The sequence below is a fragment of the Candidatus Moraniibacteriota bacterium genome, from assembly GCA_016699795.1.
Classification (GTDB): domain Bacteria; phylum Patescibacteriota; class Minisyncoccia; order Moranbacterales.
This window is the reverse complement of record CP065011.1, coordinates 250,068-277,045: the sequence shown is the minus strand read 5'-3', so window position 1 is coordinate 277,045 and position 26,978 is coordinate 250,068. Positions and strand designations below refer to the sequence as shown.

General features: G+C 35.3%; 38 protein-coding genes and 1 tRNA gene. 36 read left to right on the top strand and 3 right to left on the bottom strand.

The window, feature by feature from the left end; genetic code table 11:
• Positions 1–141: 141 nt before the first annotated feature.
• From tuf to IPN70_01335, 29 genes are all read left to right on the top strand, one after another.
• Positions 142–1,335 carry an elongation factor Tu gene (gene tuf / locus IPN70_01475; GenBank protein QQS61582.1) on the top strand — a complete coding sequence of 398 codons (1,194 nt, stop codon included), beginning with the start codon at positions 142–144 and terminating at the stop codon, positions 1,333–1,335.
• A gap of 84 nt (positions 1,336–1,419) precedes the next feature.
• On the top strand, positions 1,420–1,749 hold the full coding sequence (gene rpsJ / locus IPN70_01470; protein ID QQS61581.1) for a 30S ribosomal protein S10: 330 nt from the start codon (positions 1,420–1,422) through the stop codon (positions 1,747–1,749).
• 242 nt (positions 1,750–1,991) lie between these two features.
• Positions 1,992–2,558, top strand: coding sequence for a 50S ribosomal protein L3 (locus IPN70_01465; protein ID QQS61580.1), 567 nt, complete (start codon positions 1,992–1,994; stop codon positions 2,556–2,558).
• Positions 2,559–2,577: 19 nt separating this feature from the next.
• Complete coding sequence (gene rplD, locus IPN70_01460; GenBank protein ID QQS61579.1) at positions 2,578–3,207, top strand: 50S ribosomal protein L4; 630 nt, start codon at positions 2,578–2,580, stop codon at positions 3,205–3,207.
• 12 nt (positions 3,208–3,219) lie between these two features.
• Positions 3,220–3,645, top strand: a complete 426-nt coding sequence (rplW, locus tag IPN70_01455; protein QQS61578.1) for a 50S ribosomal protein L23 — start codon at positions 3,220–3,222, stop codon at positions 3,643–3,645.
• A 35-nt stretch (positions 3,646–3,680) separates the two neighbouring features.
• Complete coding sequence (gene rplB / locus IPN70_01450) at positions 3,681–4,517, top strand: 50S ribosomal protein L2 (protein ID QQS61577.1); 837 nt, start codon at positions 3,681–3,683, stop codon at positions 4,515–4,517.
• Between the two features lie 5 nt (positions 4,518–4,522).
• Entirely contained in the window at positions 4,523–4,864 is a 342-nt protein-coding gene (gene rpsS, locus IPN70_01445) for a 30S ribosomal protein S19 (protein ID QQS61576.1), read from the top strand.
• A 13-nt stretch (positions 4,865–4,877) separates the two neighbouring features.
• Positions 4,878–5,411, top strand: a complete 534-nt coding sequence (gene rplV / locus IPN70_01440; GenBank protein QQS61575.1) for a 50S ribosomal protein L22 — start codon at positions 4,878–4,880, stop codon at positions 5,409–5,411.
• 11 nt (positions 5,412–5,422) lie between these two features.
• Positions 5,423–6,070: a 30S ribosomal protein S3 gene (rpsC, locus tag IPN70_01435; protein QQS61574.1), complete on the top strand. Its 648-nt coding sequence runs from the start codon at positions 5,423–5,425 to the stop codon at positions 6,068–6,070.
• Between the two features lie 25 nt (positions 6,071–6,095).
• On the top strand, positions 6,096–6,524 hold the full coding sequence (gene rplP / locus IPN70_01430; protein QQS61573.1) for a 50S ribosomal protein L16: 429 nt from the start codon (positions 6,096–6,098) through the stop codon (positions 6,522–6,524).
• Between the two features lie 4 nt (positions 6,525–6,528).
• Entirely contained in the window at positions 6,529–6,726 is a 198-nt protein-coding gene (gene rpmC / locus IPN70_01425) for a 50S ribosomal protein L29 (GenBank protein ID QQS61572.1), read from the top strand.
• A 46-nt stretch (positions 6,727–6,772) separates the two neighbouring features.
• Entirely contained in the window at positions 6,773–7,048 is a 276-nt protein-coding gene (gene rpsQ, locus IPN70_01420; GenBank protein ID QQS61571.1) for a 30S ribosomal protein S17, read from the top strand.
• Between the two features lie 12 nt (positions 7,049–7,060).
• On the top strand, positions 7,061–7,426 hold the full coding sequence (gene rplN, locus IPN70_01415) for a 50S ribosomal protein L14 (GenBank protein QQS61570.1): 366 nt from the start codon (positions 7,061–7,063) through the stop codon (positions 7,424–7,426).
• 17 nt (positions 7,427–7,443) lie between these two features.
• A complete protein-coding gene (locus IPN70_01410) occupies positions 7,444–7,755 on the top strand; it encodes a 50S ribosomal protein L24 (protein QQS61569.1) in 312 nt (103 codons plus the stop codon).
• Positions 7,756–7,759: 4 nt separating this feature from the next.
• Positions 7,760–8,317 carry a 50S ribosomal protein L5 gene (gene rplE / locus IPN70_01405; protein QQS61568.1) on the top strand — a complete coding sequence of 186 codons (558 nt, stop codon included), beginning with the start codon at positions 7,760–7,762 and terminating at the stop codon, positions 8,315–8,317.
• A 12-nt stretch (positions 8,318–8,329) separates the two neighbouring features.
• Positions 8,330–8,515 carry a type Z 30S ribosomal protein S14 gene (locus IPN70_01400; GenBank protein QQS61567.1) on the top strand — a complete coding sequence of 62 codons (186 nt, stop codon included), beginning with the start codon at positions 8,330–8,332 and terminating at the stop codon, positions 8,513–8,515.
• A gap of 46 nt (positions 8,516–8,561) precedes the next feature.
• A complete protein-coding gene (gene rpsH, locus IPN70_01395) occupies positions 8,562–8,966 on the top strand; it encodes a 30S ribosomal protein S8 (GenBank protein QQS61840.1) in 405 nt (134 codons plus the stop codon).
• Positions 8,967–8,977: 11 nt separating this feature from the next.
• A complete protein-coding gene (gene rplF / locus IPN70_01390) occupies positions 8,978–9,526 on the top strand; it encodes a 50S ribosomal protein L6 (protein ID QQS61566.1) in 549 nt (182 codons plus the stop codon).
• Positions 9,527–9,553: 27 nt separating this feature from the next.
• Entirely contained in the window at positions 9,554–9,910 is a 357-nt protein-coding gene (locus IPN70_01385; protein ID QQS61565.1) for a 50S ribosomal protein L18, read from the top strand.
• A 19-nt stretch (positions 9,911–9,929) separates the two neighbouring features.
• Complete coding sequence (gene rpsE, locus IPN70_01380; GenBank protein QQS61564.1) at positions 9,930–10,682, top strand: 30S ribosomal protein S5; 753 nt, start codon at positions 9,930–9,932, stop codon at positions 10,680–10,682.
• Between the two features lie 30 nt (positions 10,683–10,712).
• The gene (rplO, locus tag IPN70_01375; protein ID QQS61563.1) at positions 10,713–11,168 is read left to right on the top strand and encodes a 50S ribosomal protein L15; all 456 of its coding nucleotides are present in this window, start codon (positions 10,713–10,715) and stop codon (positions 11,166–11,168) included.
• 67 nt (positions 11,169–11,235) lie between these two features.
• Complete coding sequence (gene secY, locus IPN70_01370; protein ID QQS61562.1) at positions 11,236–12,513, top strand: preprotein translocase subunit SecY; 1,278 nt, start codon at positions 11,236–11,238, stop codon at positions 12,511–12,513.
• 28 nt (positions 12,514–12,541) lie between these two features.
• A complete protein-coding gene (locus IPN70_01365; GenBank protein ID QQS61561.1) occupies positions 12,542–13,261 on the top strand; it encodes a nucleoside monophosphate kinase in 720 nt (239 codons plus the stop codon).
• Positions 13,233–13,991: a type I methionyl aminopeptidase gene (map, locus tag IPN70_01360; protein QQS61560.1), complete on the top strand. Its 759-nt coding sequence runs from the start codon at positions 13,233–13,235 to the stop codon at positions 13,989–13,991. The genes IPN70_01365 and map overlap by 29 nt, the downstream gene beginning before the upstream one ends.
• 15 nt (positions 13,992–14,006) lie before the next feature.
• Entirely contained in the window at positions 14,007–14,483 is a 477-nt protein-coding gene (gene ruvX / locus IPN70_01355) for a Holliday junction resolvase RuvX (GenBank protein ID QQS61559.1), read from the top strand.
• Positions 14,484–14,572: 89 nt separating this feature from the next.
• The gene (gene ftsE, locus IPN70_01350; GenBank protein QQS61839.1) at positions 14,573–15,289 is read left to right on the top strand and encodes a cell division ATP-binding protein FtsE; all 717 of its coding nucleotides are present in this window, start codon (positions 14,573–14,575) and stop codon (positions 15,287–15,289) included.
• Positions 15,290–15,350: 61 nt separating this feature from the next.
• Complete coding sequence (locus IPN70_01345) at positions 15,351–16,262, top strand: ABC transporter permease (protein ID QQS61558.1); 912 nt, start codon at positions 15,351–15,353, stop codon at positions 16,260–16,262.
• 108 nt (positions 16,263–16,370) lie between these two features.
• Positions 16,371–16,988, top strand: a complete 618-nt coding sequence (locus tag IPN70_01340; protein ID QQS61557.1) for a nucleoside-diphosphate kinase — start codon at positions 16,371–16,373, stop codon at positions 16,986–16,988.
• A gap of 20 nt (positions 16,989–17,008) precedes the next feature.
• Positions 17,009–17,860 carry an aminotransferase class IV gene (locus IPN70_01335; GenBank protein QQS61556.1) on the top strand — a complete coding sequence of 284 codons (852 nt, stop codon included), beginning with the start codon at positions 17,009–17,011 and terminating at the stop codon, positions 17,858–17,860.
• 74 nt (positions 17,861–17,934) lie between these two features.
• Here the strand turns inward: IPN70_01335 and IPN70_01330 are convergent.
• Both IPN70_01330 and IPN70_01325 read right to left on the bottom strand, forming a co-directional pair.
• Positions 17,935–18,010 (bottom strand) — tRNA-Arg (locus IPN70_01330).
• A 30-nt stretch (positions 18,011–18,040) separates the two neighbouring features.
• Entirely contained in the window at positions 18,041–18,565 is a 525-nt protein-coding gene (locus IPN70_01325) for a hypothetical protein (protein ID QQS61555.1), read from the bottom strand.
• A 127-nt stretch (positions 18,566–18,692) separates the two neighbouring features.
• On the opposite strand from IPN70_01325, the gene zwf reads away from it, so the two are divergent.
• Together zwf and gnd are read left to right on the top strand one after the other, a co-directional pair.
• Positions 18,693–20,141 (top strand): glucose-6-phosphate dehydrogenase, encoded by a 1,449-nt coding sequence (gene zwf, locus IPN70_01320; GenBank protein QQS61554.1) that lies wholly within the window; start codon positions 18,693–18,695, stop codon positions 20,139–20,141.
• A 129-nt stretch (positions 20,142–20,270) separates the two neighbouring features.
• Positions 20,271–21,176, top strand: a complete 906-nt coding sequence (gene gnd / locus IPN70_01315) for a decarboxylating 6-phosphogluconate dehydrogenase (protein QQS61553.1) — start codon at positions 20,271–20,273, stop codon at positions 21,174–21,176.
• 65 nt (positions 21,177–21,241) lie between these two features.
• On the opposite strand, the gene IPN70_01310 is transcribed toward gnd, so the two are convergent.
• Positions 21,242–21,592, bottom strand: a complete 351-nt coding sequence (locus IPN70_01310; GenBank protein QQS61552.1) for a hypothetical protein — start codon at positions 21,590–21,592, stop codon at positions 21,242–21,244.
• Between the two features lie 179 nt (positions 21,593–21,771).
• On the opposite strand from IPN70_01310, the gene IPN70_01305 reads away from it, so the two are divergent.
• The 5 genes from IPN70_01305 (at position 21,772) to IPN70_01285 (ending at position 26,717) form a co-directional block, all read left to right on the top strand.
• On the top strand, positions 21,772–22,452 hold the full coding sequence (locus IPN70_01305) for an NTP transferase domain-containing protein (GenBank protein ID QQS61551.1): 681 nt from the start codon (positions 21,772–21,774) through the stop codon (positions 22,450–22,452).
• A 27-nt stretch (positions 22,453–22,479) separates the two neighbouring features.
• A complete protein-coding gene (locus tag IPN70_01300; protein ID QQS61550.1) occupies positions 22,480–23,511 on the top strand; it encodes a YvcK family protein in 1,032 nt (343 codons plus the stop codon).
• Between the two features lie 67 nt (positions 23,512–23,578).
• Positions 23,579–24,217 (top strand): HAD hydrolase-like protein, encoded by a 639-nt coding sequence (locus IPN70_01295; GenBank protein ID QQS61549.1) that lies wholly within the window; start codon positions 23,579–23,581, stop codon positions 24,215–24,217.
• A 55-nt stretch (positions 24,218–24,272) separates the two neighbouring features.
• Positions 24,273–26,123, top strand: coding sequence for a glutamine--fructose-6-phosphate transaminase (isomerizing) (gene glmS, locus IPN70_01290; GenBank protein ID QQS61548.1), 1,851 nt, complete (start codon positions 24,273–24,275; stop codon positions 26,121–26,123).
• A gap of 39 nt (positions 26,124–26,162) precedes the next feature.
• Complete coding sequence (locus IPN70_01285) at positions 26,163–26,717, top strand: hypothetical protein (protein QQS61547.1); 555 nt, start codon at positions 26,163–26,165, stop codon at positions 26,715–26,717.
• Positions 26,718–26,978 lie beyond the last annotated feature (261 nt).

The window sequence follows — 26,978 nt, the reverse complement described above, 5'->3', positions numbered from 1 at the left end:
GGTGTTTTCTTTGTTTATATCGAAGCTAAATATTCAAATGTTTATTTTATAAGTCAAAGAGGTGCTCTTAAAATAATGTAAAAATAAGTATCGGTATGCAGTGAAAGTTTGTATTTCACCGTATACACGAGGAAAAAAAGTATGGCAGTAGAAAAGTTTGATCGAAGTAAAGCTCATGTAAATATTGGAACCATTGGTCATGTAGACCATGGGAAGACAACTCTTACCGCAGCTATCCTTCATGTGTTGAGTCTTCGAGGACAAGCAAAAGCAAGAAAAGTCGAAGATATTGATAATGCACCAGAAGAAAGAGAAAGAGGTATTACCATTGCAACAGCTCATTGTGAATATGAATCTGAAATTCGTCACTATGCTCACGTTGATTGTCCAGGTCATGCTGACTATATCAAGAACATGATAACAGGAGCTGCTCAGATGGATGGTGCTATTTTGGTAGTAAGCGCTACAGATGGACCTATGCCTCAAACTCGAGAACACATTCTTCTTGCTCGTCAAGTAGGTGTTCCTGAAATAGTAGTTTTCCTCAATAAAGTTGACATGGTAGATGATCCAGAATTGATTGATCTCGTTGAGGCTGAAGTGAGAGAATTGCTTTCCAAATATGAGTTTGATGGAGATAATGCTATAATCGTCCGAGGAAGTGCCTTAAAAGCTTTGGAAGCAACTTCTGATACTGATGAATCTGCAAAACCTATTTGGGATCTTATTTCTGCAGTGGATGAAAAAATTCCAGATCCAATTCGTGATATGGAGAAACCTTTTCTTATGCCTATCGAAGATATTTTTTCGATTGCAGGTCGTGGAACAGTGGTAACTGGTCGTATTGAACGAGGAGTTGTTAATATTAACGAAGAAGTTGAAATTGTTGGTATTCATCCTACTCAAAAAACAGTTGTTACTGGAATTGAAATGTTTAACAAATCTCTCGATAGAGGACAGTCAGGAGATAATGCTGGACTCCTTATACGAGGTATTAAAAAGGAAGATGTAGAACGTGGACAAGTTTTGGCTAAACCCGGATCTATCACTCCTCACGTTGAATTTTCAGCTCAAGTGTATATTTTGAGCAAAGAAGAAGGTGGACGTCACACACCATTCATCAAAGGGTATAAACCTCAATTTTATATTCGAACTACAGATGTTACGGGTGAAGTTAAACTTCCTGAAGGAATTGAAATGGTTATGCCTGGAGATACCGTAACTCTTGATATCGTTCTTGGTGCTCCTGTAGCAATGGAAGAAGGAATGAGATTCGCTATTCGTGAAGGAGGAAGAACTGTTGGTGCTGGTGCTGTAACAAAGATTTCTAAGTAAATATTACGAAGAAAGAGTCAACATCACTACGTTAGAATCGAGTGGTGTTGACAAGTTTCCTCTTAATGGTTTAAAGTGGTTTTCATGAACAAGAAGAATGACACAGAGCAAGAGCCTAAGATTCGAATACGAATAAAGGCGTATGACAGTAAGATCATCGATCAATCTACAAGAAAGATCGTTGAAACAGCTGAACGTGCAGGTTCTACTATTGGTGGGCCGATACCTTTACCTACAGAAATTCATAAGGTGACGGTAAATCGATCAACTTTTGTACATAAGAATGCGCGCGATCAGTATGAGATGAGAGTTCACAAGAGATTGATTGATATATTATCTCCAAATCCAAAGACGATTGATGCTCTTACAAATATCAATCTCCCTGCGGGTGTAGACATAGAGATTAAGATGTAGTATCATTGATTTTTGAGAGAAAGTAGAATTTAGAAATTGGCAGTTGTTTGAAGATAAATTTTTTGAAAGGAAACTAGTTTAAGTCCTGAAGTAATTATAAGGAAACTGAACTAGCCAGGGATTCATCATCATAAAAGATGTATGATGAAAGACTGGTGTAAACCGGTTTTTTATTTGTCTTTATAAAGAATAATCTCCGAAATACTAAAGAATTGAAAAGGAACAATTTACGTATCGAAAGTATGAAATATTTGTTGGGAAAAAAATTAGGAATGACAACGCTTTATGATGAAGGAAAAGGCGCTTTAAATGTTACGCTTCTTTCTTGTGAAATCAATGAAGTTACTATTGTTCGTAATAAAGAAAGAGACGGATACCAAGCTGTTCAGATGGAAGTTCCTGTAAAAAAGAATTTTTTCCGAAAAGAGTTTCGTATACAAGAAAAAGAAGCTATCTCTGTTGAAGTTGGAGCAAAAATGGATGTTAGTATTTTCGAAGTCGGAGATGAAGTTTCTGTTTCAGGTATAACAAAAGCGAAAGGATTCCAAGGTGTTGTAAAAAGACATGGTTTTAAAGGATCACCAAAAACACATGGACGAAAACATGATTGGAGAGCTCCTGGATCTATCGGGGCTTCATTTCCTGAGCATGTCTTTAAAGGAAAGAGAATGGGTGGACGAATGGGAGGTACTCGATCAACGATGAAAGGATTGGATGTAGTATTCATTGATTCAACAAAGGGTTTATTAGCCGTTCGAGGTGCCGTTCCGGGAAAGATAGGTTCCATTGTTGAAATAGTATCAAAGTGAACATGAAATCAATAAATGTATGGCAAGTGTAGCAGTTTACAATCAGAAAGGTGAGAAAAAAGAAATGATGGATGTCATGGATCAAGTTTTTGATATTCCTATGAACGAGGCTCTTATAAAGCAAGTATATGATGTTTTGAGAGCAAATTCTCGAAGTGGACATGCTCACACAAAAGATCGTGGTGAAAGAGCTGGATCTGGTAAAAAACCTTGGAAGCAGAAAGGTACTGGACGTGCACGAGTTGGTTCTGTGCGAACGCCTGTTTGGCGAAAAGGTGGTGTTGTATTTGGACCGACAAAAGATAGAAATTATTCTGGAAGAATAAGTGTTTCTATGAGGAGATGCGCTTTGAGAGTAGTTTTGAGTGAAAAGATAAGAAAAAATCTTCTTGTTGTTGTAGACTCTTTGATTCTTGAAGAATTGAAAACGAAGAATATTATTTTAATGATGAATTCTTTATCTCTTACAGGAAATATTTTTATCGGTTTGTCTTCTCAAGAAGTTGAAACTAAGCGAGCAATTTCGAATATTTCATCCGCTTCTTCTAAAGAAGTTTCTGATATGAATATTATAGATGCTCTACATTCCAATTTTTGTGTACTTAGTAAGGAAGCTCTTGAAGCGCTTCAAGAACGATTGATTAAATAATGAGTGTTGCGTATGGCGCTTTTAACGAAACGAAAGAAAGAAATTGTGAAAGAAGATATTTCTTCATTGAAATCTTCAAAAACAAAATCTTCAAAAAAGAATTCTGACAAAGAGAAGAAAAAAGATGTTGCTATAAAGGGACAGACAGGAAGAGTTTTATCTTCTATCGTTCTGAGAAAGCCTTATGTTACAGAAAAATCTCACGAATTAGCGCAGAAGGGAACGTATGTTTTTGAAGTAAAAATTGATGCAGATAAAGAAATGATTCGTCGAGCCGTTGAAGAACTTTATTCCGTTAAAGTTGTAGCTGTTCGAACCATACGACAGAAGGGAATAGAGAGAAAATTTGGTCGATCTTTAGGAAAAACGAGAAATTTCAAGAAAGCGATGGTGACACTAAGGAAAGGACAGACTATAGAAGTGTTTCAGGGAGCATAAAGTTTTGAATGATATAATCGAGAACAAGAATCGATATGGCAATAGTTGAATATAATAGAAACAGGGCAGGAAGACGCAATATGTCGATCGTTCGATCGAAGATTGTTTCGTATGTTGCAAAACCAATTCGAAGCCTTCTTGCTGTTGTTAATAAAAAATCTGGGCGAGCGGGAGGAAAGATATCTGTTCGACATCGAGGAGGAGGAAATAAGAGAAAATATCGTGTTATAGATTTTCGACAAATAAAATTTGGTGTAGAGGGAAAAATTGTCCAAATTGAAAGAGATCCAAATAGAAGTGCTTTTATAGCTTTAGTTTTCTATGCAGATGGTGATAAGAAATATATTCTTGCTACCGAAGATATGAAAGTCGGATCTTCCTTATTGTGTGGGGAATCCGCACCAGTTGCTCCTGGAAATAGAATGCCACTTAAAAATATTCCTTCTGGCTATTTTGTATGTAATGTTGAAATGTTTCCTGGAAAGGGTGGTCAAATGGCACGAAGTGCAGGTTCAAAAGTGCAACTTATGGGTTTTGATGATAAATATGCACAATTGAAACTTACTTCTGGAGAGACACGTCTTATTAATAAAGAATGTTACGCAACCATTGGAAAAGTGAGTAATTTTGAACACGGATCTATTCGAGTTGGAAAAGCAGGAAAGAGTCGCCATTTAGGAAGAAGGCCAACTGTGAGAGGTTCTGCAATGAATCCAGTAGATCATCCACATGGAGGAGGAGAGGGTCGTCAGCCAATTGGATTAAAGTATCCAAAGACTCCATGGGGAAGACCAGCACTTGGTAAGAAAACGAGAAAGAAGAAGAATATTAGTAACCGATTTATCCTTGCTCGAAGGAGTAAAAAACGATAACGTATATGAGTAGAAGTCTTAAAAAAGGTCCTTACATTGATCAACGCCTTATAGGAAAGCTTAAAGAAAAAAAAGCTGGAGATAAAACGGTGATTAAGACATGGGCACGTTCAGCAACAGTCACTCCCGAGATGGTAGGTTTTGTTTTCGGTGTACATAATGGTAAAGATTTTATTTCTGTTTTCATTTCTGAAGATATGGTAGGGCATAAACTTGGTGAATTTTCGCCAACAAGAAAGTTTTTGCGCCATGGAGGAAAGATTCAAAAAGAAATGGAGACAGCTGCTAAGCAAAGAGAATTAGACGCTGCAAAAGCTGCAAAATCAGCAAAGTCTACCAAGAAATAATGATTTGAAGTATATGAAAGTCAGAGCACAACTCAAAAATTATAGAATGTCACCTCGAAAAATCAGAGTAGTTTCTGATACTGTTAAAGGTTTCGCACCTGACGAAGCTGTTGCTCGTTTACGAGCATGTCCTCGTGAGGCAGCAGGAATGCTAGTTGTTCTTATTAAAGGTGCTGTAGCAAATGCTGAGAATAATTTTCAATTAGATAAGGGACTTCTTTTTGTTAAAGATATAATTGTAGATGAAGCTACTAGTTTGAAGCGATGGAGAGCGCGTTCTCATGGAAGAGCGGCAAGAATTATTAAGAGAGTATCTCATATCACGGTTGTTTTGGAAGATCGAAGAGATTTGACGGTGAAGAATGATGATTTAATTCAACAAGAGAAGAAGAAAGTTTTGAAAGAAAAGGTGGTATCTACAGCAAAGAAAGAAAAGTCTTCCGAAAAGATTTTGTTGAAGAAAGAGAAAAAAACACCGGCAAAGAAGAATGAAGATTTGACGAATGTTGAAAAAAAGGGTAAGAAGGTAAGTAAACTCGAGAAGTAATAAGGAAAAATATGGGGCAAAAAGCGCATCCAAAAAGTCTTCGTTTAGGTATCAACACTGGTTGGGCATCACGTTGGTTTCGCTCATCAAAAGATTATGTTGATTCTTTGCGTCAAGATGTAGGAATCCGTGAATTCATAAGGAAGGAATGGAAAAGTGCAGGTATTTCTGATGTTGATATCGAGCGTTCAGCAGGTTTTGTTCGAATGATTGTTCGGACAGCTCGTCCTGGTATGGTTATCGGAAGAGGGGGAAACGGTATCGAGAGTATGACTTTGAAACTTAAAGCTAAGTTTTTTGCAGGAAAGAAGATTCAATTGAAATTGGATATCCAAGAAGTTCGAAATTATGAAGAGGATGCCCTTCTTTTAGCTCAAAATGTTGCTGAACAGTTAGAGAAACGAATGCCTTTTCGCCGAGTTCTGAAATCATCGATAGATCAGGTAAAAAAGAATAAGAATCTTTTTGGAGTTAAAATAGAGGTATCAGGACGATTGGGTGGTGCGGAAATGTCTCGTTCAGAACGTTTGTCTCACGGAACTATTCCTTTACATACGTTACGAGCTAATATAGATTATGGATATGCTATTGCTTATACGACGTACGGAACGATAGGTGTGAAGGTTTGGTTGTACAAGGGGATAAAGGTGGGCATGTAAAGTAAATTATTGATGCGACAAGGTTATGTTTTTAATGCCAAAAAAAGTTAAGCATCGAAAGATGTTCCGAGGTGGTAAAGTTCGGGGCCTTGCTCGACGTGGGCAGAGTGTGAATTTTGGATCATTCGGTCTTAAAGCTATGGAAGGCGGACTTATTTCTTCTAGACAAATAGAAGCTGCTCGCCGGGCAATGACTAGATATGTTCAGCGTGGAGGAAAAATTTGGATACGTCTCTTTCCAGATAAGCCTATTACCAAAAAAGGAGCTGAAACTCCTATGGGAAAGGGAAAGGGATCAGTAGATCATTATGTAGCTAAGATCAAACCTGGAAAAGTGATGTTTGAGATGGATGGTGTTGCTATTAATATTGCTCGTGAAGCAATGAGAAGAGCTTCACAAAAATTGAGTGTTAAAGCAAAATTTGTTAAAAGGGATCAAGACAACAACGTATAATCTTATGAAATACCATGATATTCAACAAATGAGCGAGGTAGAGCTAAGAAAAGCAATTGAAGAAACTCGAGATGCTTTAAGAGGAACAAGATTTGCTTTGAGCGTTGGAAAGCTTAAACAAAACACTCAGTATGGATCATTACGAAAGAATTTAGCAAAGCTTATGACGCAAGAACGTGAACGTAAAGATGTTGTTGAATAAAGATGATTAAGAATTTTTTAAGATATACTATAGAGGCTGTAACAATATGATAAAGGAAGAGCAACAAGAAGAAGTACGAAGTAAAAGAACACTCTTTACAGGAGAAGTTGTTCGTTTATCTTCCGAAAAAACTCTTTGTGTAGAAGTTGTTCGTTATGAGATGCATCCAAAATATCGAAAGAAGTATAAGAAGACGAAGCGATATTTGGTACATGATGAGTTGGGTAAATGCAAAGTTGGAAATCTTATTCGTTTTTCTTCTTGTCGCCCTCATAGTAAACGAAAGAGTTTTGAATTTTTGAGCATTATTGAAAATCGATAATTATAGACAGTTATGATTCAGGCGGAAACAAGATTACGTGTAGCAGATAACTCAGGAGCTAAAATTGTGGAGTGCTTCAAAGTTCCTGGCGGTTCTCGACGTCGATATGCTAGTGTTGGCGATATTGTTATTGCATCAGTAAAATCAGCGGAACCAAGAGGCTCAGTAAAAAAAGGTGCTAAAGTTAAAGTGGTTATTGTTCGCCAAGCTCATCCGTTGAGAAGAAAAGATGGTTCATGGATATCATTTGATGATAATGCTGCTGTAATTCTTGAAGGAAAAGAGCCTAAAGGAACTCGAATATTTGGTCCAGTAGCGAGAGAATTAAGAGAAGCTGGTTTTTCGAAGATAATTTCACTCGCTCCAGAAGTTTTGTAAATCGAATAATTTCGTGTATGAAGATTAAGAAAGGTGATAAAATTCGGGTTCTTACAGGAAAGGAACGAAATAAAGATGGCGTTGTTGTTTCTGTTCAACCAACGAAAGGGCGTCTTATTGTAGAGGGAATAAACCTTACAAAAAGACATAGAAAGCCACAAAGAAAAGGAGAAAAGGGACAAATTGTAGAAGTCAATGCTCCTATAAATGTTTCTAATGTAGCTCTTCTCTGTCCAAAATGCGCAAAAGCGACTCGAGTTGGATATGTTGTGAATGACTCCGCAAAGAAAGAGCGTAAATGTAAGAAGTGTAACGCGATTATTTCTTAAAAATATGACTACTACTATTATTTCCACACAAGAAAAATATCGCAAAGATGTTGTAAAAGACCTCTCTAGTCGTTTTGGTATTTCAAATATACATTCTGTTCCAAAGATTGAAAAAGTTATTGTTAATGTTGGAGTGGGAAGAATTCATAAAGAGAATCAAAAAATAGAAGCTATTTGTAATGATATAACACAAATAACTGGACAAAAGCCTGTTGTCGTGTTATCTAAAAGAGCTATAGCAGGATTTAAGATACGAGAAGGAGTTCCCTCCGGAATAAAAGTTACTTTACGAGGGAATCGAATGTGGGATTTCCTTGACCGCCTGATCCATATAGCACTTCCTCGAACAAGAGATTTTCAAGGATTGGAAAAATCCATTGTTGACCAAGCTGGAAATTTGAATCTAGGAATTCGGGAACATACTATTTTTCCTGAGATCCGGGCCGAAAAGGTTCAATTCCCGTTTTCATTGCAAGTGACCGTAGTAACATCATCAGGAAATAGAGAAATAGCTGAAGTTTTATTTTCAGCACTTCGATTTCCTTTCAAAACGAATAATTAGTCTCTTGAAGATATGGCAAAGACATCTGTACAAGCACGAGCGTTAAAGAAACCAAAGTTTTCAACAAGAATTGTTCGAAGATGTTGGAAATGTGGAAGAAAGCATGGTTTTTTGAGGAAATTTGGAGTGTGCCGAATTTGTTTTCGAGAATTGGCATCCCGGGGAGAAATTCCTGGAGTACGAAGATCCTCTTGGTAATAATGAAAAAAGTTTGATAATGCTAAATAGCATCGAATATACGATTATGTTGGACCCTATCAGTGATATGCTTACAAGAATAAGGAATGCTCAGCTTGCTCAAAAGGCAGGAATCGTTCTTCCCTCTTCTAAGCTCAAAAAAGCAGTAGCAGAGGTTTTAAAGAAGCGCGGATTTATTGAAGATGTCCGAGCGACTACCGTAGAAGAGAGATCTCTTTTAGAAATTGACCTTAAATATAAATCTTTAGGTTTTTCTTTGAAAGAACCAGTTATTCATGAGATTCATCGTGTGAGTAAAGAGGGTCAACGAGTATATGTTCGGTCGACAGATATTCGAAAAGTTAAAAATGGACTCGGCGTTGCCGTTATTTCAACTTCCGAAGGGGTGCTTTCAGGAGAAGAAGCGAGAAAGCGTGGAGTTGGTGGTGAATATGTTTGTTATATTTGGTAACTGTTAGTTTTATGAGTCGAATTGGAAAAAAATCAGTTATAATTCCTCAAGGAGTTACCGTTACGATTGATAGTAAAAATCGTTTGGTTGAAGTTGACGGACCAAAAGGAAAACTTTCTTTTTCTCATCATCGAGATGTTTATGTTGAAATGGAAGAAAACAATGCCGCACTTCGAGTAATCCGAAAAGTTGAAACTTCAGAGACAAATGCTTTATGGGGGACGACAGCTCGTCTCATTGAAAATATGATCATAGGAGTTTCTCGAGGTTTTGAAAAAAAACTTGAGCTTAATGGAGTCGGTTTTCGTATGAATATTCAAGGTGGAAAAATGGTCATGGCTTTAGGCTTTTCTCATCCTGTAGAGCGCGAAATACCTGAAGGAATAGAGGCCGTTATTAAAGATAATACTTTGACAATATTTGGTATTGATAAACAACAAGTTGGTCAATTTACAGCAAATATTCGTGCTCTTAAGCCAGTCGAGCCATATAAGGGAAAAGGCTTTAAGTACAGCGATGAAATTGTTCGAAGAAAAGAAGGAAAGAAAGCTGGAAATTAAATCTTATATGAATGAAGAAAAGTATATATGAAAGAAGTTGAAAAAAGTTTAAGACAGCGACGTCATCATCGCATCCGAGCTCGTATAGTCGGATCAAATGATAGACCAAGATTGTCTGTTCGCAGAACTCTTTGCGGAATGTATGTTCAACTTGTTGATGATGAAAATTCTCTTACCTTGACTAGCGCAGATTGGCGTGAACTTGATAAAAAGAAATTTCCCAAAAACGATGTTTCCCGAGCTCATATGATAGGACTAATTTTGGCCCAAAAAGCGACAAAGGTCGGAATCGCGAAGATTGTTTTTGATAGGGGCGGATATGCTTATCATGGAAAGATCAAAGCTCTTGCTGAAGGGGCTCGCGAGGGTGGTTTACAGTTTTAATGAATACTATTTTTGATATATGGCGAATCCACGAAAAAAAATGCGTCGAGAAAAACCCGAGTTTGAACAAAGACTTTTAGATTTACGACGAGTTACTCGAGTTGTAAAAGGAGGTCGAAGGTTTCGATTTCGAGCTACTGTAGTTATAGGAGACCGTCGAGGGAGGGTTGGAGTAGGTGTTTCCAAAGGTTCTGATGTTACAGATGCTATCTCTAAAGCATATGCAAGTGCTAAAAAATCAATCGTGACAGTTCCTATCGTGGACGGAACTATACCACATGATATTTCTGTAAAATTGGGAAGTGCTAAAGTTCTTCTTAAACCAGCAGCTCAGGGACGAGGTCTTATTTCTGGAGGAGCTGTCCGATCTATTGTTGATTTAGCTGGAATTCACGACATTACAACTAAATCACTTGGAACAGCTAACAAATTAAATGTAGCACGAGCAACTCTTATTGCTTTGGGAAAATTACAAAGACCTACTAATTTAAAGCAAAAAACACTTTCTCAGGAAGAGAAAAAAAACACGCCTGAAGTAGTTAACGATATTGTTTCAGAAAAGAAAACTTCTGCAATAAAGAATGAAACTAAGAAAGAAAGTGGATTGAAAAAAGATAAAGAATTAGAAGCTAAGAATATTATTAAGAAAGCTCCAATAAAGAAGGTTACTTCAGTGGAAAAGAAAGAAGTAGTTACACGAGCCCCTAAGAAGGTGAGTGTAAAAGGAGATGCGAAACCGAAGAAGACTCGAACAATGAAGAAATCAGTATAAAGAAGGTAAATTAATGACGCATAAAAGCGTATGCAGATACATGAACTTAGTATAAAGGGAAAGAAAGATCGGAAGCGCGTAGGGAGAGGAGGAAAACGCGGAACTTATTCTGGGCGAGGAACGAAAGGACAGAAATCTCGTTCGGGAAGTAAGATTGATCCTCTATTTGAAGGTGGAAGATCTTCTCTTGTAGAGAGAATGAAAAAATCTCGTGGTGTGAAGTCTATTCATCTTAAAAAAATTACTCTTACTACAGAAAAACTCGAGAGTCACTATGAAGGTGGTGAAACGGTTTCAATAGAAACTCTTCTTGCGAAAAAGATTCTCACAAAGAAGAATGAGCGAAATGGTGTCAAGATAGTATTTAAAGGAAAACTTTCGAAAAATCTTGTAATTGGAAGTGAAATACTTCTTTCTCAAAACGCTCATGATAGTATTCTTGAAGCTGGTGGAAAAGTTGAAGAAATCCAAGAAAGCTCGAAATAAATTCGAGTTTTCTTTCCGGATTATTGTTAGTTGAAATAATAAGAAGAATCAAAATTACAATTTCTCTATGATGCGTCGACTTCTTTCTGTTTTTCAAGTTTCTGAACTTCGAAATAAGATACTTTTTATTGTGGCGATTTTGGTTGTATATAGATTTGCAGCTAACATCCCTCTTCCGGGAGTGGATATGGATCGTGTTAAGACTCTTTTTGAAAGTAGTCAACTTTTGGGTCTTTTAAATATTTTTTCGGGTGGAGGGTTGAGTAATATTTCCATAGTGCTCTTGGGAGTGGGTCCGTACATTACGTCATCTATTATTATGCAGGTTCTTACTATGGTAGTTCCTCAATTTGAACAGATGTATAAAGAAGATGGGGAAGCAGGAAGACAGAAATTTACCATGATTACAAGGCTCATAACAGTTCCTTTGGCTATACTTCAAACATTTGGGATGATATCGCTTTTCAAATCGCAACAGATACTTGTTAATCTAACTGCTTATGATACGGCTGTTTTGGTAATTATTGCAACGGCTGGAACTATTTTTCTTATGTGGTTAGGAGAGCTTATTACAGAGAAAAAAATAGGGAATGGTGTTTCTATTATGATTTTTGCAGGTATCGTTGCAGGACTTCCTTCTGTTTTTTCTCAAACGCTTTCTCTTTTTGATTCAACACAACTTTTTACTTATTTAATTTTCCTCATGATCGGGCTTATAACTATTGCTGGCGTTGTTTTTGTAAATGAGGGTCAACGAAATATTCCAGTTTCTTATGCTAAAAGAGCTCGTTCGGGGGGGAATGCTACAGGAGGAAGTGTTACAACTCATCTTCCCCTTCGTGTGAATCAAGCTGGTGTTATTCCAATTATTTTTGCTGTTTCAATTGTACTCTTTCCTTCATTTATAGGAGGGGCTTTGGTTCAATTTGGGAATGAAAATCTTAAAACTTTCGGAGAATTTTTGACGACTCTTTTTAACAATCAATGGGTATATGGAATGAGTTATTTTATTTTAGTTTTACTTTTTACTTATTTTTATACAGCTGTTGTTTTTGATCCAAAGAAAATAGCAGAGAATCTTCAAAAGCAAGGAGGTTTTATTCCAGGAATACGTCCTGGACGACAAACGGAAGAATATCTTTCTCGTGTAACGAGTCGCATTACATTGTTTGGATCTTTGTTTTTGGGTCTTATTGCTGTCTTACCAATCATTGTGCAGGGATTTACAAATATTTCAACTTTGACTCTTGGGGGTACAAGTATACTCATAGCTGTTTCTGTTGTTGTTGAGATGGTGAAACAAATTGAAAGTCAACTCGTGATGCGTCGATATGATATTTATTGATACGTCATTTTGGAAATAAAAATGTTTTATGGAGAAGAAACAGAATTTTTTTAGTGTGGTCCTTTTGGGCCCTCCTGGTTCAGGAAAAAGCGCTCAAGCTCTTTGTCTTTCAAAATTTTTTCAACTCAAGCATGTTGATATAGGTATGGAGCTCCGAAAGGTTGCTCAAGAGGATACTCCACAAGGGAAAGAGATTTACAATTATATGTATAAGGAGCATTCTCTTATTTCAGATGAGATAATTGAAAATCTCTTACAAAATGATATTTGTAAGAGATCTGAATGTCGAAGAGGAATTATTCTTGACGGAGCCCCTAGACGCATAGGACAAATTGAACGAATTGAGAAGATACTTCAAAAACAAGAAATTCCCTTGTTGCGAGTTATTTCACTTTCGGTAAAAAAAGAATCTCTTATAAAAAGAATAAAACATAGATATTTTTGTCCAAGATGTTTTAGTTTTTATATCGAAGGTAAAGATATACAGAATGCTCAAAAAGATCTTTGTCCTCGTTGTCAATATCCTTTAATGAAAAGAGAGGATGATACGTTGGAAGGTGTGGAAAAAAGATTAAATATTTTTGAAGAAGAAACATTACCAGTTATCGAGGAATATCGTCGAAAAAAAATACTTTTAGAGATTGATGGTGATCGTGAAGGAGAAATTGTATGCCAGAATGTTTATGAACAAATCACATTGATTCTGAGAGAAAAAGAATATGAGAATAAAAACACCAGCAGAAATTGAAAAAATGAGAGAAGGGGGTAAACGTCTTCACGACGTCCTTCTTATGCTTCTTGAAAAAGTTCGTCCTGGTATAAGTACTTATGAACTTGATGTTTTTGCCTTTGATCAAATAAAAAAAATTGGAGGAAAGCCCTCTTTTCTTTATTATGGAAAAGAATTTGGAAATCCTTATCCAGCAACGGTCTGTATATCTTTGAATGAAGAGGTTGTACATGGAATACCTAGTAAAGAAAAGATAGTACAAGAAGGAGATCTTATTTCTCTTGATATCGGTATGTGGTTTGAAGGCTTGGCAACGGATACAGCAAGAACGATTATTGTAGGAAAATCACCATCTAAACGCGCTAGCGAATTAGTAGAGGCAACGAAAGAATCTCTTTATGCTGGAATTGAAACTTTTTTTCCAGGATCAACTCTTCGTGATTATGCATATGCTGTAGAAAACATTGCAAAAAAAGGAGGTTTTTCTGTCGTAAGAGATCTTATAGGGCATGGTGTTGGACATGCTGTTCATGAAGCACCAGATATTGCTAATTATGTTGCGGGGTCTTCTCGTGAAAAAGTCGAAGAGGGAATGGTTCTTGCTCTCGAACCGATGTTCACTTTGGGAACATGGAAAGTTCGTGAACTTTCTGATGGCTGGACTTTTTCTACAGCTGACGGATCTTTGAGCGCACATTTTGAAGATACTGTGGCTATTACAAAAAATGGATTTGAAATTTTAACATGATTTTTCTATAGAGATATGCAAAAAAAAGAAAATCATCAATTTTTTAAAAAACAAAAAAAAAGAGCTCGTGTTGTTCGTAAAAATTTCGAAAAAGCTGATTTTATGGGTATTGATTGGGGAAAATCTGATATAGGAATTGCTTTGGCCGATGAATCAACACGTATATCTTTTGCCTATACAACACTGGATAATTCGTTAGAGATAATAAAAAAAATAGGAGAAATTATTCAAGAAAAAGAAGTAAAAACTGTTATTATAGGGATACCTTCGCCTATTAATCGCGAAGAAGTTTTTTATGATGCTGAAAAATTAGGAGAACTTCTTGAAAATAATTATGGCGTAGTTGTTCATTATCAAAACGAAATGTTTTCGACGAAAATTGCACAAATGCAATTGATTGAAAAAGGTGTTCATCAGATTCAAAGATATGATGATGAAGAGGCGGCGAGAATTATTTTGCAAGATTGGCTTGAAAGAAAAATTTTACTATAAATTTTTCATAGCATATTGGCGAGTTATTCTTTTTGTGATATTCTTTATATATGGACGATTGGAAATCAAAACAAAATGAAGAAGAAATTATGGTAGAAATTCCAAATGAAAAACATGGGGAACCTTTGATCGTTTTTGATTCTGTGGGTAAAACATATGAAACTTCTTTTTGTGCTTTGCAAAATTTAAATTTTTCAATACAAGAAGGAGAATTTGTAAGTCTTGTGGGTGTGAGTGGCGCGGGGAAATCAACCCTTTTAAAACTTCTTTATGCAGAAGAGCTTCCAACAGAGGGAGAAGTTCGTTTTGGAGGGAGATCTACCACAGCGATCAAAAGAAGACTCCTTCCTTATTATCGAAGAAATTTTGGACTTGTTTTTCAAGATTTTAAATTATTACCAAATAGAACAATTTTTGAAAATGTTGCTTTTCCCTTGGAAATTGATGGATGGAAATCGGAAGAAATACGACAGGAAATACCTGGAATTTTGGATATTGTAAATTTGTCTGGAAAAGAAAATGCTTACCCACATCAATTAAGTGGCGGTGAGAAACAACGAGTGTGTACGGCAAGAGCTTTAGTGCATAGGCCTCGCGTTCTTGTCGCAGATGAGCCTACGGGAAATCTTGATCCTCGAGCAAAAGAAAGTATCATCTCTTTGCTTTTAAAAGTGAATGAAATAGGTACGACTGTTATTTTAGCGACTCATGCAAGTGATGTTGTAGATAGAATTCAAAGAAGAGTTATAACTTTAGATAAAGGAATGATTATTCGAGATGAAAAAATCGGAAAATATATATATTAAAGAAATGACACGGAGGAGGAGATGTTTATTTTTTCATTCTTTGAAGACACAATAAAAGTATATGAAAATGCTTAAAGTTTATCGAACATTAGGAGAGGGATGGAGAAATTTCATTCGAAACGGACTTCTCTCTTTGGCAACGGTAAGTATTATGGTTCTTTCACTCTTTGTTATGAGTGTGACTGTTTTTATGGGTCTTGCTGGACGATCAGCTTTAGAAAATGTTGAAAAACAGCTAAATATAAGCTTATATTTTAATTTAGATGTCGAAGAAAAGAGAGTTTTGGACATTAAAACGGAATTAGAAAAATATCAAGAAATTGATTCTATAGAATTTATCTCAAAGGAACAAGCCTTTGATAATTTTTTGGAAACGGACGGAAGGAATGAAAGTATCCGAAAGGCATTAGATGAAATTGGCACAAATCCTTTATCACATTCTCTTATTATACGGGCAAAATTTACAGATCAATATGAAACAATTAGTAATACTTTGAAAGTATCTTCGTACGCAAAAGAGATAGACTTTATTAATTATGATCGTAACAAAGAAGATATCGCACGTCTTTATATTCTTCTTCTTATGCTTCAAAAAATAGGACTTGCTGTGGGGACTATCTTTTTGGTAATATCTTCTCTTATAACGTATAATGCCATTCGACTTACTTTTTATTCGCAACGAATAGAATTTGAAATTATGCGTCTTGTGGGTGCTTCTAATTTTTATATTCGACTCCCACTTCTTTTCGAAGGAATTTTTTATGGACTTTTTTCTGCGGTAATAACTCTGATTCTTTTGGGAGTAAGTGCTTATTATTTCATTCCTCTTGTGGAAGGTTCTGTGGGAAGTAAATTCATTATCGAATCTTTAAAAGAAAATTGGTGGATGCCACTTTTGGCACTTCCTGGTGTGGGAATTAGTCTTGGTGTTATAAGTAGTTGGATCGCTGTTCGAAAATATCTTAAGATTTAATTTCTTAAACAAAGAGAATAATAAGAAAGAACAATAAAAAGAAATAACTTGCTTTTTGTTATTTTTTCGGTACACTTAGAAAGTATTTAATAATAAAATTAAAGAATTATGGTAGCAACGCAATCATTGTACAAAGAGCGAACACTTGTGATTATCAAACCAGACGGAGTTCAACGATCTCTCATTGGAGAAATTATTAAAAGATATGAACGCGCAGGTCTTAAATTGATAGGTCTTAAAATGACTATTCCCACTCCAGAGAAATCACGAGAACACTATATGGTGGGTGGTGAAGAATGGCTAGAAACTGTTGGAGAAAAGGCTGCAAAAGCATATGAAAGAAAAGGAATGAAATCACCTTACGAAACATATAGAGAAAATGGAATGGCAGTTCTTGAAGCAAATGCTAAATATTTATCTTCTGGTCCTGTTGTTGCTATGATATGGCAAGGAGCTCATTCTGTTGGATTGGTAAGAAAAATAACAGGAGGAACTGAGCCTCTTTCGAGTGATGTGGGAACTATTCGTGGTGATTTTACTTTAGACTCTTATCAATTAGCAGATGCTGATAGTCGATCTGTTCGTAACTTAATTCATGCCTCAGGAACGCCTGAAGAAGCTGAAAAAGAAATGTCCATCTGGTTTTCTCCAGAAGAAATACTTTCCTATCGTCATCTTCAAGAGGCTATTCTTTACGATGTTAACCTTGACGGTATTCTTGAGTAGTTACTGGTAGTAAAAATAATATGAAGAAGAATGTCGCATATTTGAATGGAGAATATGTAAGTTTAGACGTACCAGCTTTACATCTTCGTGATCTTGGTTTTCTTCGAGGTTATGGTGTTTTTGATGTTTCTCGAGTTTTTGAAGGAAAAATATTTCGTCACAAAGAACACTGGCACCGTTTAAAAAAGAGTGCTCAAATTCTTGGACTTTCTCTTCCTATTACTCAACAAGAACACGGAATTATTATTCAAAAACTTCTTTCTTTAAATGAGAAAAATAATAAAGATGCTCTTGCTATTCGAACTGTTTTGACTGGTGGTGTGAGTGAAGGTGGCTTTCTTCCTGAAGGAAAAGAAACATTTTCTATTTTGATAGAAGATGTGCATGTTTTGCCTATAACAAATTATACATATGGTGTTTCTTTGGAAACTCTTGAACATAAAAGATATTTTCCTGAAGCAAAAACAATAGATTATATTACTCCAATTGCTTTTCGAAAGAAATATCCTGAAAAAAAAGATATTTTTGAAATTCTTTATGTGTGGGAAGGTAGAATACTGGAGGCATCAACGAGTAATATTTCTATTGTAAAAAATGGCTCCATTTTTTCTCCGAAGGAAGATGTTCTTGGTGGAATAACACGCCTTGTCGCTCTTCAAATTGCTCAGGCTGGGAATATTTCAGTATACGAAGAGAATGTTTCGCTAGAACAATTCTTTGATGCTGATGAGGTTTTTATCACAGCATCGAATAAAAAAATTGTTCCAGTTATTTCTGTAGATGGAAAAAAAATTGGAGAAGGAGTTCCTGGAAAAATCACAAAATTTCTTTTGAAAGAATACGATAAAATAATAGAGAGAAAAGAAACGTAAAATTTTATAAACGAATAAAAAGAATAGTATTTATTTCGTTTCGTTATATTTTTTACAAGGGAGAAAATATTATTTGGTGTCCTCGGCAGGAATCGAACCTGCGACCTTCCGGACCGCAACCGGACGCTCTATCCACTGGGCTACGAGGACATATTTTTGTAAACAGAAAACCCTCTCACCTTAAAAGTATTTCTCAAGAATGTCAACTAATCGAATAGGATGGGGTTCTTCCGGAAGAATTTTTTCAAGAATTTCTCGTATTTTTATAGGATTTTCGTCTCCAATAGGAATGTGTACATAGGGCGTGAGATCTCCATTAGTATGAAGACTAATAATTTTTCTTTGACCGGGTTCATAAAAAATCCAAAAAGATTCTATATTCTCATAGGGATATACTTCGCGATTTACATGAATCCCATCGACTTCTATAGAGAAAGAAAGAAGAGGGGATTCTTTTTGAAATTCAAGATAAAGAACAATCCCTACTAAAATAAAAGTAATAGCCATTATGGGATTTTGGTTTATTATTGCATAGATAACGATAAGCGTAAGAGCTCCTTCAATGCCAAAAAGTATGAGAATGTTTTTATCTTCTTTTTCGTTTTCTCGCGCTTGCCAAGACATTTTTAGAAACCTTTTTGAATGAAATTCTTGCGCTTTTTCTTTTTCTTCGGATAAACTTTGTGTTTGATGATGATTTTTCATAAAGATAGTATAACACAAACAATTTCGAATGAATATCCTAATCGTTTAAAGGTTATTTTTATGATAGTATAAAGAAAGTTTTAAAAAATAAAAAATTTATTTTTTAAAAAAGAATAAATAGAAACATATGACACAAAAAATTTCTCAAGAAAAAATAAAAAAAGCAATAACCTTCTTAATTTTTGGCATTACAGGAGATTTGTCTCGGAAGAAACTCATACCATCACTTTGGGATTTGTATTGTGATGGAATTCTTACGAAAGGCCAATTTCGGATTATAGGACTTTCTCGAAGTGAATATGGCATAATTGCTTTTCAGGAATATGTACGAGAAGTGATAACCAAAACTCGTTCGAATGTTAATGAAGAGATGTTGAAAAGCTTTTCAGAATGTTTTATTTATGAAATAGGAGTATTCGAAGATCCTGATATTTACAAGCAACTTACGAAACAACTTCGATTTCAGGATAAAATATTCGGATCATGTAGTGAAAAAATTGTATACTTAGCTGTTTCCCCTGAGCGATATGAAACTATATTTGAAAATATTCATTTTAGCGGACTCCTTCGTACTTGTTCAGAAAATGGAAGTCTGGGAAGAATTCTTGTGGAGAAACCATTTGGAAAAAATACTCAAACAGCTCAGCTTTTGGATGATAAATTAGGGGCTCTTTTTGAAGAAAGACAAATTTTTCGCATTGATCACTATTTGGCCAAGGAAACGATACAAAATATTTTAAATTTTCGATTTGCTAATCATATTTTTGAACCTCTTTGGAATAAGGATCATATCGAATCGGTAGAAATTCGTTTGGTAGAATCGTTTGGGATTGAAGGGCGAGGGAATTTTTATGATGGAATCGGTGCTCTTCGGGATGTAGGGCAAAATCATATTTTGCAAATGTTGGCGATGACTGCTATGGAAAGCCCTTCGGAGTTTTCAGATACAGAAATTCGATCAAAGCGATTTGAGATATTGCGATATCTTAATCCTCTTTGCATAAAGGACACTTTCGGAAAAATAAATTGCTCTCATATTGTGCGTGGTCAATATCGAGGATATCGGAATGAATCTGGAGTAGATCCAAATTCTCAAACAGAAACATATTTTCGCATAACAGCGCATATTGACACAGAAAAATGGAGAGGTGTTCCTTTTTATTTGGAAAGTGGGAAGGGTATGGATGTAACACAAACCTTTATTCGAGTAAATTTTAAAAAATCGAATTTCGGAGCTCTTTGTCCCATAGGTAATCCCTATGGATGTGGAAACTCACTTACATTTCACATTAAGCCGAATGAAGGAATTTCTCTTTGTTTTTGGGCGAAACGAACAGGATTTTCTAAAGAATTAGAAAGAAAAACACTTCGATTTAGCTATGAAGAGGGAGATAATTTTGTAAGAATTCCTGATGCTTATGAACATGTTCTTTTGGAAACGATACGAAATGACCAAACATTATTTCCGAGTACAGATGAGGTGAAAGCTCAATGGGCATTTATAACGCCTATTCTGGAACAATGGAAAAATCTTCCTCTCATTGAATATGATCGAGGATCTTCTTCTGTGGGATAAAATACACCATTAATTTGAAAGTATATTGTGTTATAAAAGATTCTAATAGATAGTGTGAAAAATTGGATAATATGAAAAAAATATTTTTTGGTGATATGTTTATAATTTAAATATAAGAAATAGTTTTGTATGAAAAAAGAAATTTTTTATATCGGTCTTGGTAAAATGGGTATAAATATGGCCACTCGACTTGTCCAAAAGGATTGGAGAGTAATTGGATATGATACATCCGAATCTGTAAGAAAAGAAGGAGAAAAAATAGGGATTATTCCAGTAGAAACAATTGCTAATGGAGTAGAACTTCTTTCGTCAGGTTCTCGACTTATTTGGATGATGGTTCCTTATACAAAAGTTGATGATGTACTGACGGATCTTATTAAGAACATTCGATCAGGTGATATTATTATTGATGGAGGAAATTCTCCCTTTCAAGAATCGATACGAAGACATAAAGAGTTAAAAGAAAAAGGAATTTATTATATAGATGCTGGAGTGTCAGGTGGTCCTGAAGGAGCTAAAAATGGGGCTTGTGTTATGGTGGGAGGGGAGAAGAATATTTTTGAAAAATGTGAAGAACTTTTTCAAGATATTTCCGCAATGAATGCTTATAAATTTTTTGGACCTTCTGGTGCAGGACATTTTGTAAAAATGGTTCATAATGGAATTGAATACGGAATGATGCAATCGATTGCTGAGGGTTTTACTCTTATGAAACAATCCCCATTCGATCTTAATCTTTGTGATGTCGCTGATCTTTATAATCATAAAAGTGTAGTAGAATCTCGATTGATAGGCTGGCTCAAAAAGGGTATGGAATATTATGGAGAGAATCTTGAAAATATTTCTGGAGAAGTTTCTCACAGTGGAGAGGGTCAGTGGACGGTTGATATTGCAAAGAGCTGGGATGTGTCTGTTAAAAATATTGAGCAATCACTTGATTTTCGCAAACAATCACAAGGAAATCCTAGTTATACAGGGAAAGTTCTTACTGCTATGAGGAATGCTTTTGGTGGTCATAGTATAGGAAAAGAGTGATATATCTTATAGAAAAAGCGAGTTTGTAAAAACAAACTCGCTTGAAGATGATCCCTCCTTTTTTTCTAGAGGGGAGGATTTTTTCTTCGCCAAGATTCAAACTCTCGAACTTTTTGAGAAACAAAAGTTTTTATTTGGCACGATTGAAAGGATGCTCTATTTTTTGTTTGAGAATATTTTTGACATCCGGATAATGGCCCCAAAGAGTACAAATTTTCTCGGTCTTCGGGTGATAATTTCGTCTCAATCTCTTGATGTAAGCATTGTCTATAGAGATTTTTTGACTTGTTGTAAAAACGTTCACACACTTCTGTGGGATGAGCTGAGGAGAAAGAAGACCCTTTTTCTAAGAGCTTCTTTAGATCAGATTCCATACCTCTTAATGTCGCACCGCAACCCGAAAAAAAGATTGCCATAAATATACTCAGAGAGAGGAAAAAAAAGAACTTTTTCAGAAACATGAAAGAATCTCCTTTGATTCATTGGGTCGAGCTGACCATCCTTTTTGTACACGCAAAAGGTGAAAAAATCAAGACAATAGTGTAAGATGTAAAAACATAGAAAAGAGAATTATGAAAATAATAAGTAGAAAACTATGCAATGTGTAATTCTTGCAGCGGGACGAGGAACAAGAATGGGAGATCTTTGCAATGATATTCCAAAACCCATGCTTTTTCTTAGAGGAAAACCAAAACTTGCATATACAATTGAAATGCTCCCCGATGCTATTGATGAGGTAATTATTATCGTGGGTTATTTGAAAGAAAAAATTATACATTATTTTGGAGATACTTATAAAGGAAAAAAAATCCAATATATTATTCATGAAGAAATTGATGGAACAGGAAAAATCCTTCATAGCGCAAAAAGTATTTTAAAAGAACGTTTTTTAGTGATTATGGGAGATGATTTGTATAAAAAAGAAGATTTGGAAAATTTGATGAAATATGAATTAGCTGTTTTGGCTATAGAAGTAGAAGACTCTTCTCAATTTGGAGTTCTGAAAACGGATGATCAGGGAAATTTGAAGGATATTCTGGAGCGTCCTCATGATCCAAATTTCCGTTTGGTAAATACAGCTGCTTATATGCTAACTCAAGAATATTTTTCTTATCCTTTGGTAAAAATTTCACAAACAGAATATGGCCTTCCTCAAACTCTTGTGAATATGAAGGATAAAAATAATATTCAAGTTCTTCGAGCAGTAGATTGGTTTCCTATAGGAAATCCTCAAGCGCTTGTTTTGGCTCAAGAAAGAATAATAGATTTTATTTGAGAATTTTTTGACGGAGAGAAAAAATATATGAAAGTAAGAAAAATAGTAACGCTTGGAGGAGGAACGGGATCATATACATTACTTTTGGGTTTAAAAAAATACCCATCAGATCTTACCGCTATTGTTTCCATGGCTGATGATGGTGGTTCTACAGGCGTACTTCGTGATGAGCTTGGAGTATTGCCTCCGGGTGATGTGAGACAATGTCTTGTGGCGCTTTCACAATCGTCGGGAAAAATGAGAGAACTTATGAATTATCGTTTTTCGGAAGGGGGTCTTAAAGGTCATAATTTTGGAAACTTATTTTTAAGTGCTTTAGAAAAAATTAATGGTTCTTTTGGAAAAGGCATTGAAGATGCAATGAAAATTCTCAATGTTTCCGGGGAAGTCATACCTGTGACGGACCATGATGCAAAGTTACGTTTGGAACTTGGTGACGGAACTATATTAGAAGGTGAGAATGCTATTAATCATTCAGATATACAAGAAAAAGGAGTAAAAAAGATATGGTACGAATCGCGCGTTGGTGCTTATCCAAAGGCATTGATTCAGGTTGACCAGGCGGATGTTATTATTATTGGTCCAGGAAATCATTATTGTAGTATTTTGCCAAGCGTTGTAATCAAACCATTTGCCCGAGCTATACGAGAAAGTCGTGCAAAAGTAATTTATGTATGCAATCTCACGAATAAAAAGGGACATACAAGTGGATGGGGTGTGGCACATTATGTAGATTCACTTGAAAAATATATAGGAAAAGGTCGAATTAATTATGTTATTGTTAATACTGAAAAACCCAAAAAAGAACTTATTGAAAAATATGAACGAAAAGAAGGAAAAGGAACGTTGGTTGATTATAAAAAAGATGAAGAAGCAAATAAAAGATCGTATAAAATCGTTCTTTCTCGTGTCATAAGCGAGAGTATTCCTGAAATGCAAATTGGAGACACTATTGCGTCTCTTCGAGCATTTATTCGTCATGACAGCGATAAACTTGCTAAAGTAATTATGTTGCTTTTGGAAATGGAAGATCAAAAAGTAATTGAAGATGTAATTTGAAAGAGACATTCTAAAGGGAAAAAGTTTTAGGAAAAAAATCTTGTATATTCGTAGTATAATAATGAATATGAATAAAAAAATTTTTCTTGATTTCGATGATGTACTTTTTTATACAGGAGAATTTATAAAAGATTTTCAGGAAATTTTTTTCTTACAAGGAATAAGTAAAGAAGTCTTCATGGAAACATACAAAAGAGTAAAAGAACGCCAATGCAAAACGATAGGGTATGATTATGAAGAGCATCTTCTTGAATTAAAAAAAATAATTTCCTTTGATGAAAAGAAACTTCGAAATGCTGTTGAAGTTTTTATTCATCATTGTAGTCGATATATTTTTTCTGATGTTATTCCATTTCTTACATTTTTTCAGGAAAAAAAATATCAACTTTTTCTTGTATCTCTTGGTATTTCTGATTTTCAAAAAAATAAAATAAAAGGATCGGGTATTGAGAGTTTTTTTCGGAGTATTTTGGTGGGAGATATTCACAAGGGTTATGAAATAAAATCTTTTTTGAAGGAAGAAAAAGATAGTGCTTGGTTTTTGGATGATCGGCCAGAACATATCAAGAATGTAAAAATAACAAATCCTTTTATAAAAACCATTTTTGTAACACGAGTAGAGGGTCGTTATAAAGAGAAAATAACTGAATATTGTGATTTTGAAGTAAAAGATTTAGAAGAAGCTAAGAAAATTTTAATGAGATAAAAAAGTGTTTTTTTGCGTGTTTTTTTTTCACGCTTATATTACACATTGTACAAGTATGTGTGGAATCGTTGGATATATCGGAAAGCGTTCAGCAAAAAAAGTTCTTCTTGAAGGATTAAAACAATTGGAGTATCGAGGATATGATAGTTCTGGTATGGCGGTTATTTTGAAAAATAAAGAGAAAGAGGAAAATTTTTTGGAGGTTATAAAGGCTGTTGGAAGAGTGTCGAATTTAGAAGAGAAACTTTTCTCGAGTAAAGCGGAAACTTTTTTGGGAATTGCTCATACGAGGTGGGCAACGCACGGAAAACCATCAGAAAAAAACGCTCATCCTCATTTAGATATGTCCAAACGAGTAGCTATTGTTCATAATGGTATTATTGAAAATTATACGCAGTTAAAAGAATCTCTTAAAAAGAAAAAATGTACATTTGTTTCAGAAACTGATAGTGAGGTAATCGCTCAGCTTATTGGAGAAAAAATGAAAACGATGGATTTTGAGAGTGCTTTTTTTAAAACACTTTTAGAAATTCGTGGAGCCTATGCTATTGTGGCTATAAGCAGTGAAGATCCTGAAAAAATTCTTGCAGCACGCTTGAGTAGTCCTCTGGTTCTTGGTGTTGGAAAAGAAGAATTTATTTTAGCATCAGATCCTTCTGCTATTGCTGAATACACTGATCGTGTTGTGTATTTGGATGATAATGAAGCTGTGATTATTACAAAAGGAGAATATTCTTTGCGAACACTTTCAAATCAATCGAAAAAATTAAAGGAGCCACAGCTATTGGAATGGTCTGGGGAGAAAGTGAAAAAAGGCGAATTTGCTCATTATATGTTGAAAGAAATTTTTGAACAGCCACTGTCTCTAAAAAATACTTTACGGGGAAGAATTCTTCTTGATGATGGAATGGCCCGACTCGGCGGACTTTCAAATGTGGAGAAAAAATTAAGAGGTATTGAAAGAATACTTCTTGTTGGATGTGGAACAGCCCGATGCGCTGGTCTTGTGGGAAAATATATGCTCGAAGAATATGCTGGAATTCCAACTGAAGTGGAATATGCGCATGAATTTCGATATAAAAAATCTCTTCTTGATAAAAAAACAGTAGTCATTGCTTTATCACAATCCGGAGAGACAGCAGACACTTTGGCTGCAATTCGTGAGGCAAAAAATAGAGGAGCTCTTACTTTGGGAATAGTAAACGTTGTGGGTTCTACTATTTCCCGAGAAACTGATGCTGGCGTATACAATCATGCTGGTCCAGAAATTGCAGTAGCTTCAACAAAAGCATTTACCTCTCAACTTGTTGTCCTCGCACTTCTTACTGTATTTCTAGGTCGAAGAAGAGAGATGTCTTTAGTCATGGGAAAAAGAATTCTTCGAGAAATGGAAATGCTTCCCAAAAAAATTGAGTTCCTATTACAAAATACTTCTTCTATAAAGAAATTGGCTAAAAAATATTCACAACGGAAAAATTTTTTCTTTCTTGGAAGAAAATATAATTATCCCGTAGCCTTGGAAGGGGCGATTAAATTAAAAGAAATTTCCTATATTCATGCTGAAGGGCTAGCAACAGGAGAATTAAAACATGGTCCAATTGCTATGATTGATAAAGAATTTCCTTCTTTATTTTTAGCTCCTAAAGATAGTGTCTACGAGAAGTCTTTAACAGGGATGGAGGAAGTGCGTTCTCGAGGAGGAGATGTACTTGCTATTGTAACTAAGGGGGATAAAAAAATTGCTCACATTACCAAAGATTATATTGAAATTCCAAAAACATTGGAGATGCTTACGCCGATACTAAGCGTTATTCCTCTTCAACTTTTTTCTTATTTCGTTTCGGTAGAACGAGGTCTTGATGTAGATAAACCCAGAAATCTCGCAAAAAGTGTAACAGTGGAGTGATCTGAATAAAATAGTATATCTAATAAAAATAGAATACCTATGAATGAAAATTTTTCTCAAAACAATATTTCCAATAATATAGAAACATCAAAAGAAGAACAACAAGAATTTCTCTCTCTTCAAAGTGTTTCGGATGAAATAGAAAAAGGGAATGTTTCTGTGGTTATAGAAAATCTTTCTGAAGGAAAATATAATAGACTCGACCATCAAGACATTGCTCACCGTCTTATTGAAAAGGGATGTGGAGAATATCTCGTCAAAAATCTTGAAAAATTTCAAGGACTCGACCACCAAGACATTGCTAAACGCCTTATTGGAAGGTGGTTTGGAGATAGTGTCGCTTCAAATCTTGAAAAATTTCAAGGACTTGATCATCAAAATATCGCCATTCGCCTTATTGAAAAAGGGGATGGAAAATCTGTTGCTAATAACCTTGAAAAATTCCAAGGACTCGACCATCAAGATATCGCTCATCGTCTTATTGATAGAGGGTATGAAAGTTATATTGCCCAAAATCTCGAAAAATTCCAAGGACTCGACCATCAAGATATTGCCAATCTTCTTAAAAGGGTATCGGATTTTCTGAAATCTTGAAAATTCCAAGGACTTAATCATCAAGACATTGCTCATTTATTGAAAAGGGGATGGATATTCGCCAAAATTTCAAGGAATCTCTTTTGAAAAAAACAGGGATATTCTGTCGCCTCTAATTTCGACAAATTTCAAGACTTATCAAGACCATCAAAATAGAGAACGGGCTTTTTTGCTGCTAATATCATTCGTCAATCAAAATATCGCTCATCGATTGATGGGGGTATGGATATGCTGTTGCCAGTAACTTTGAAAGATTTCAAG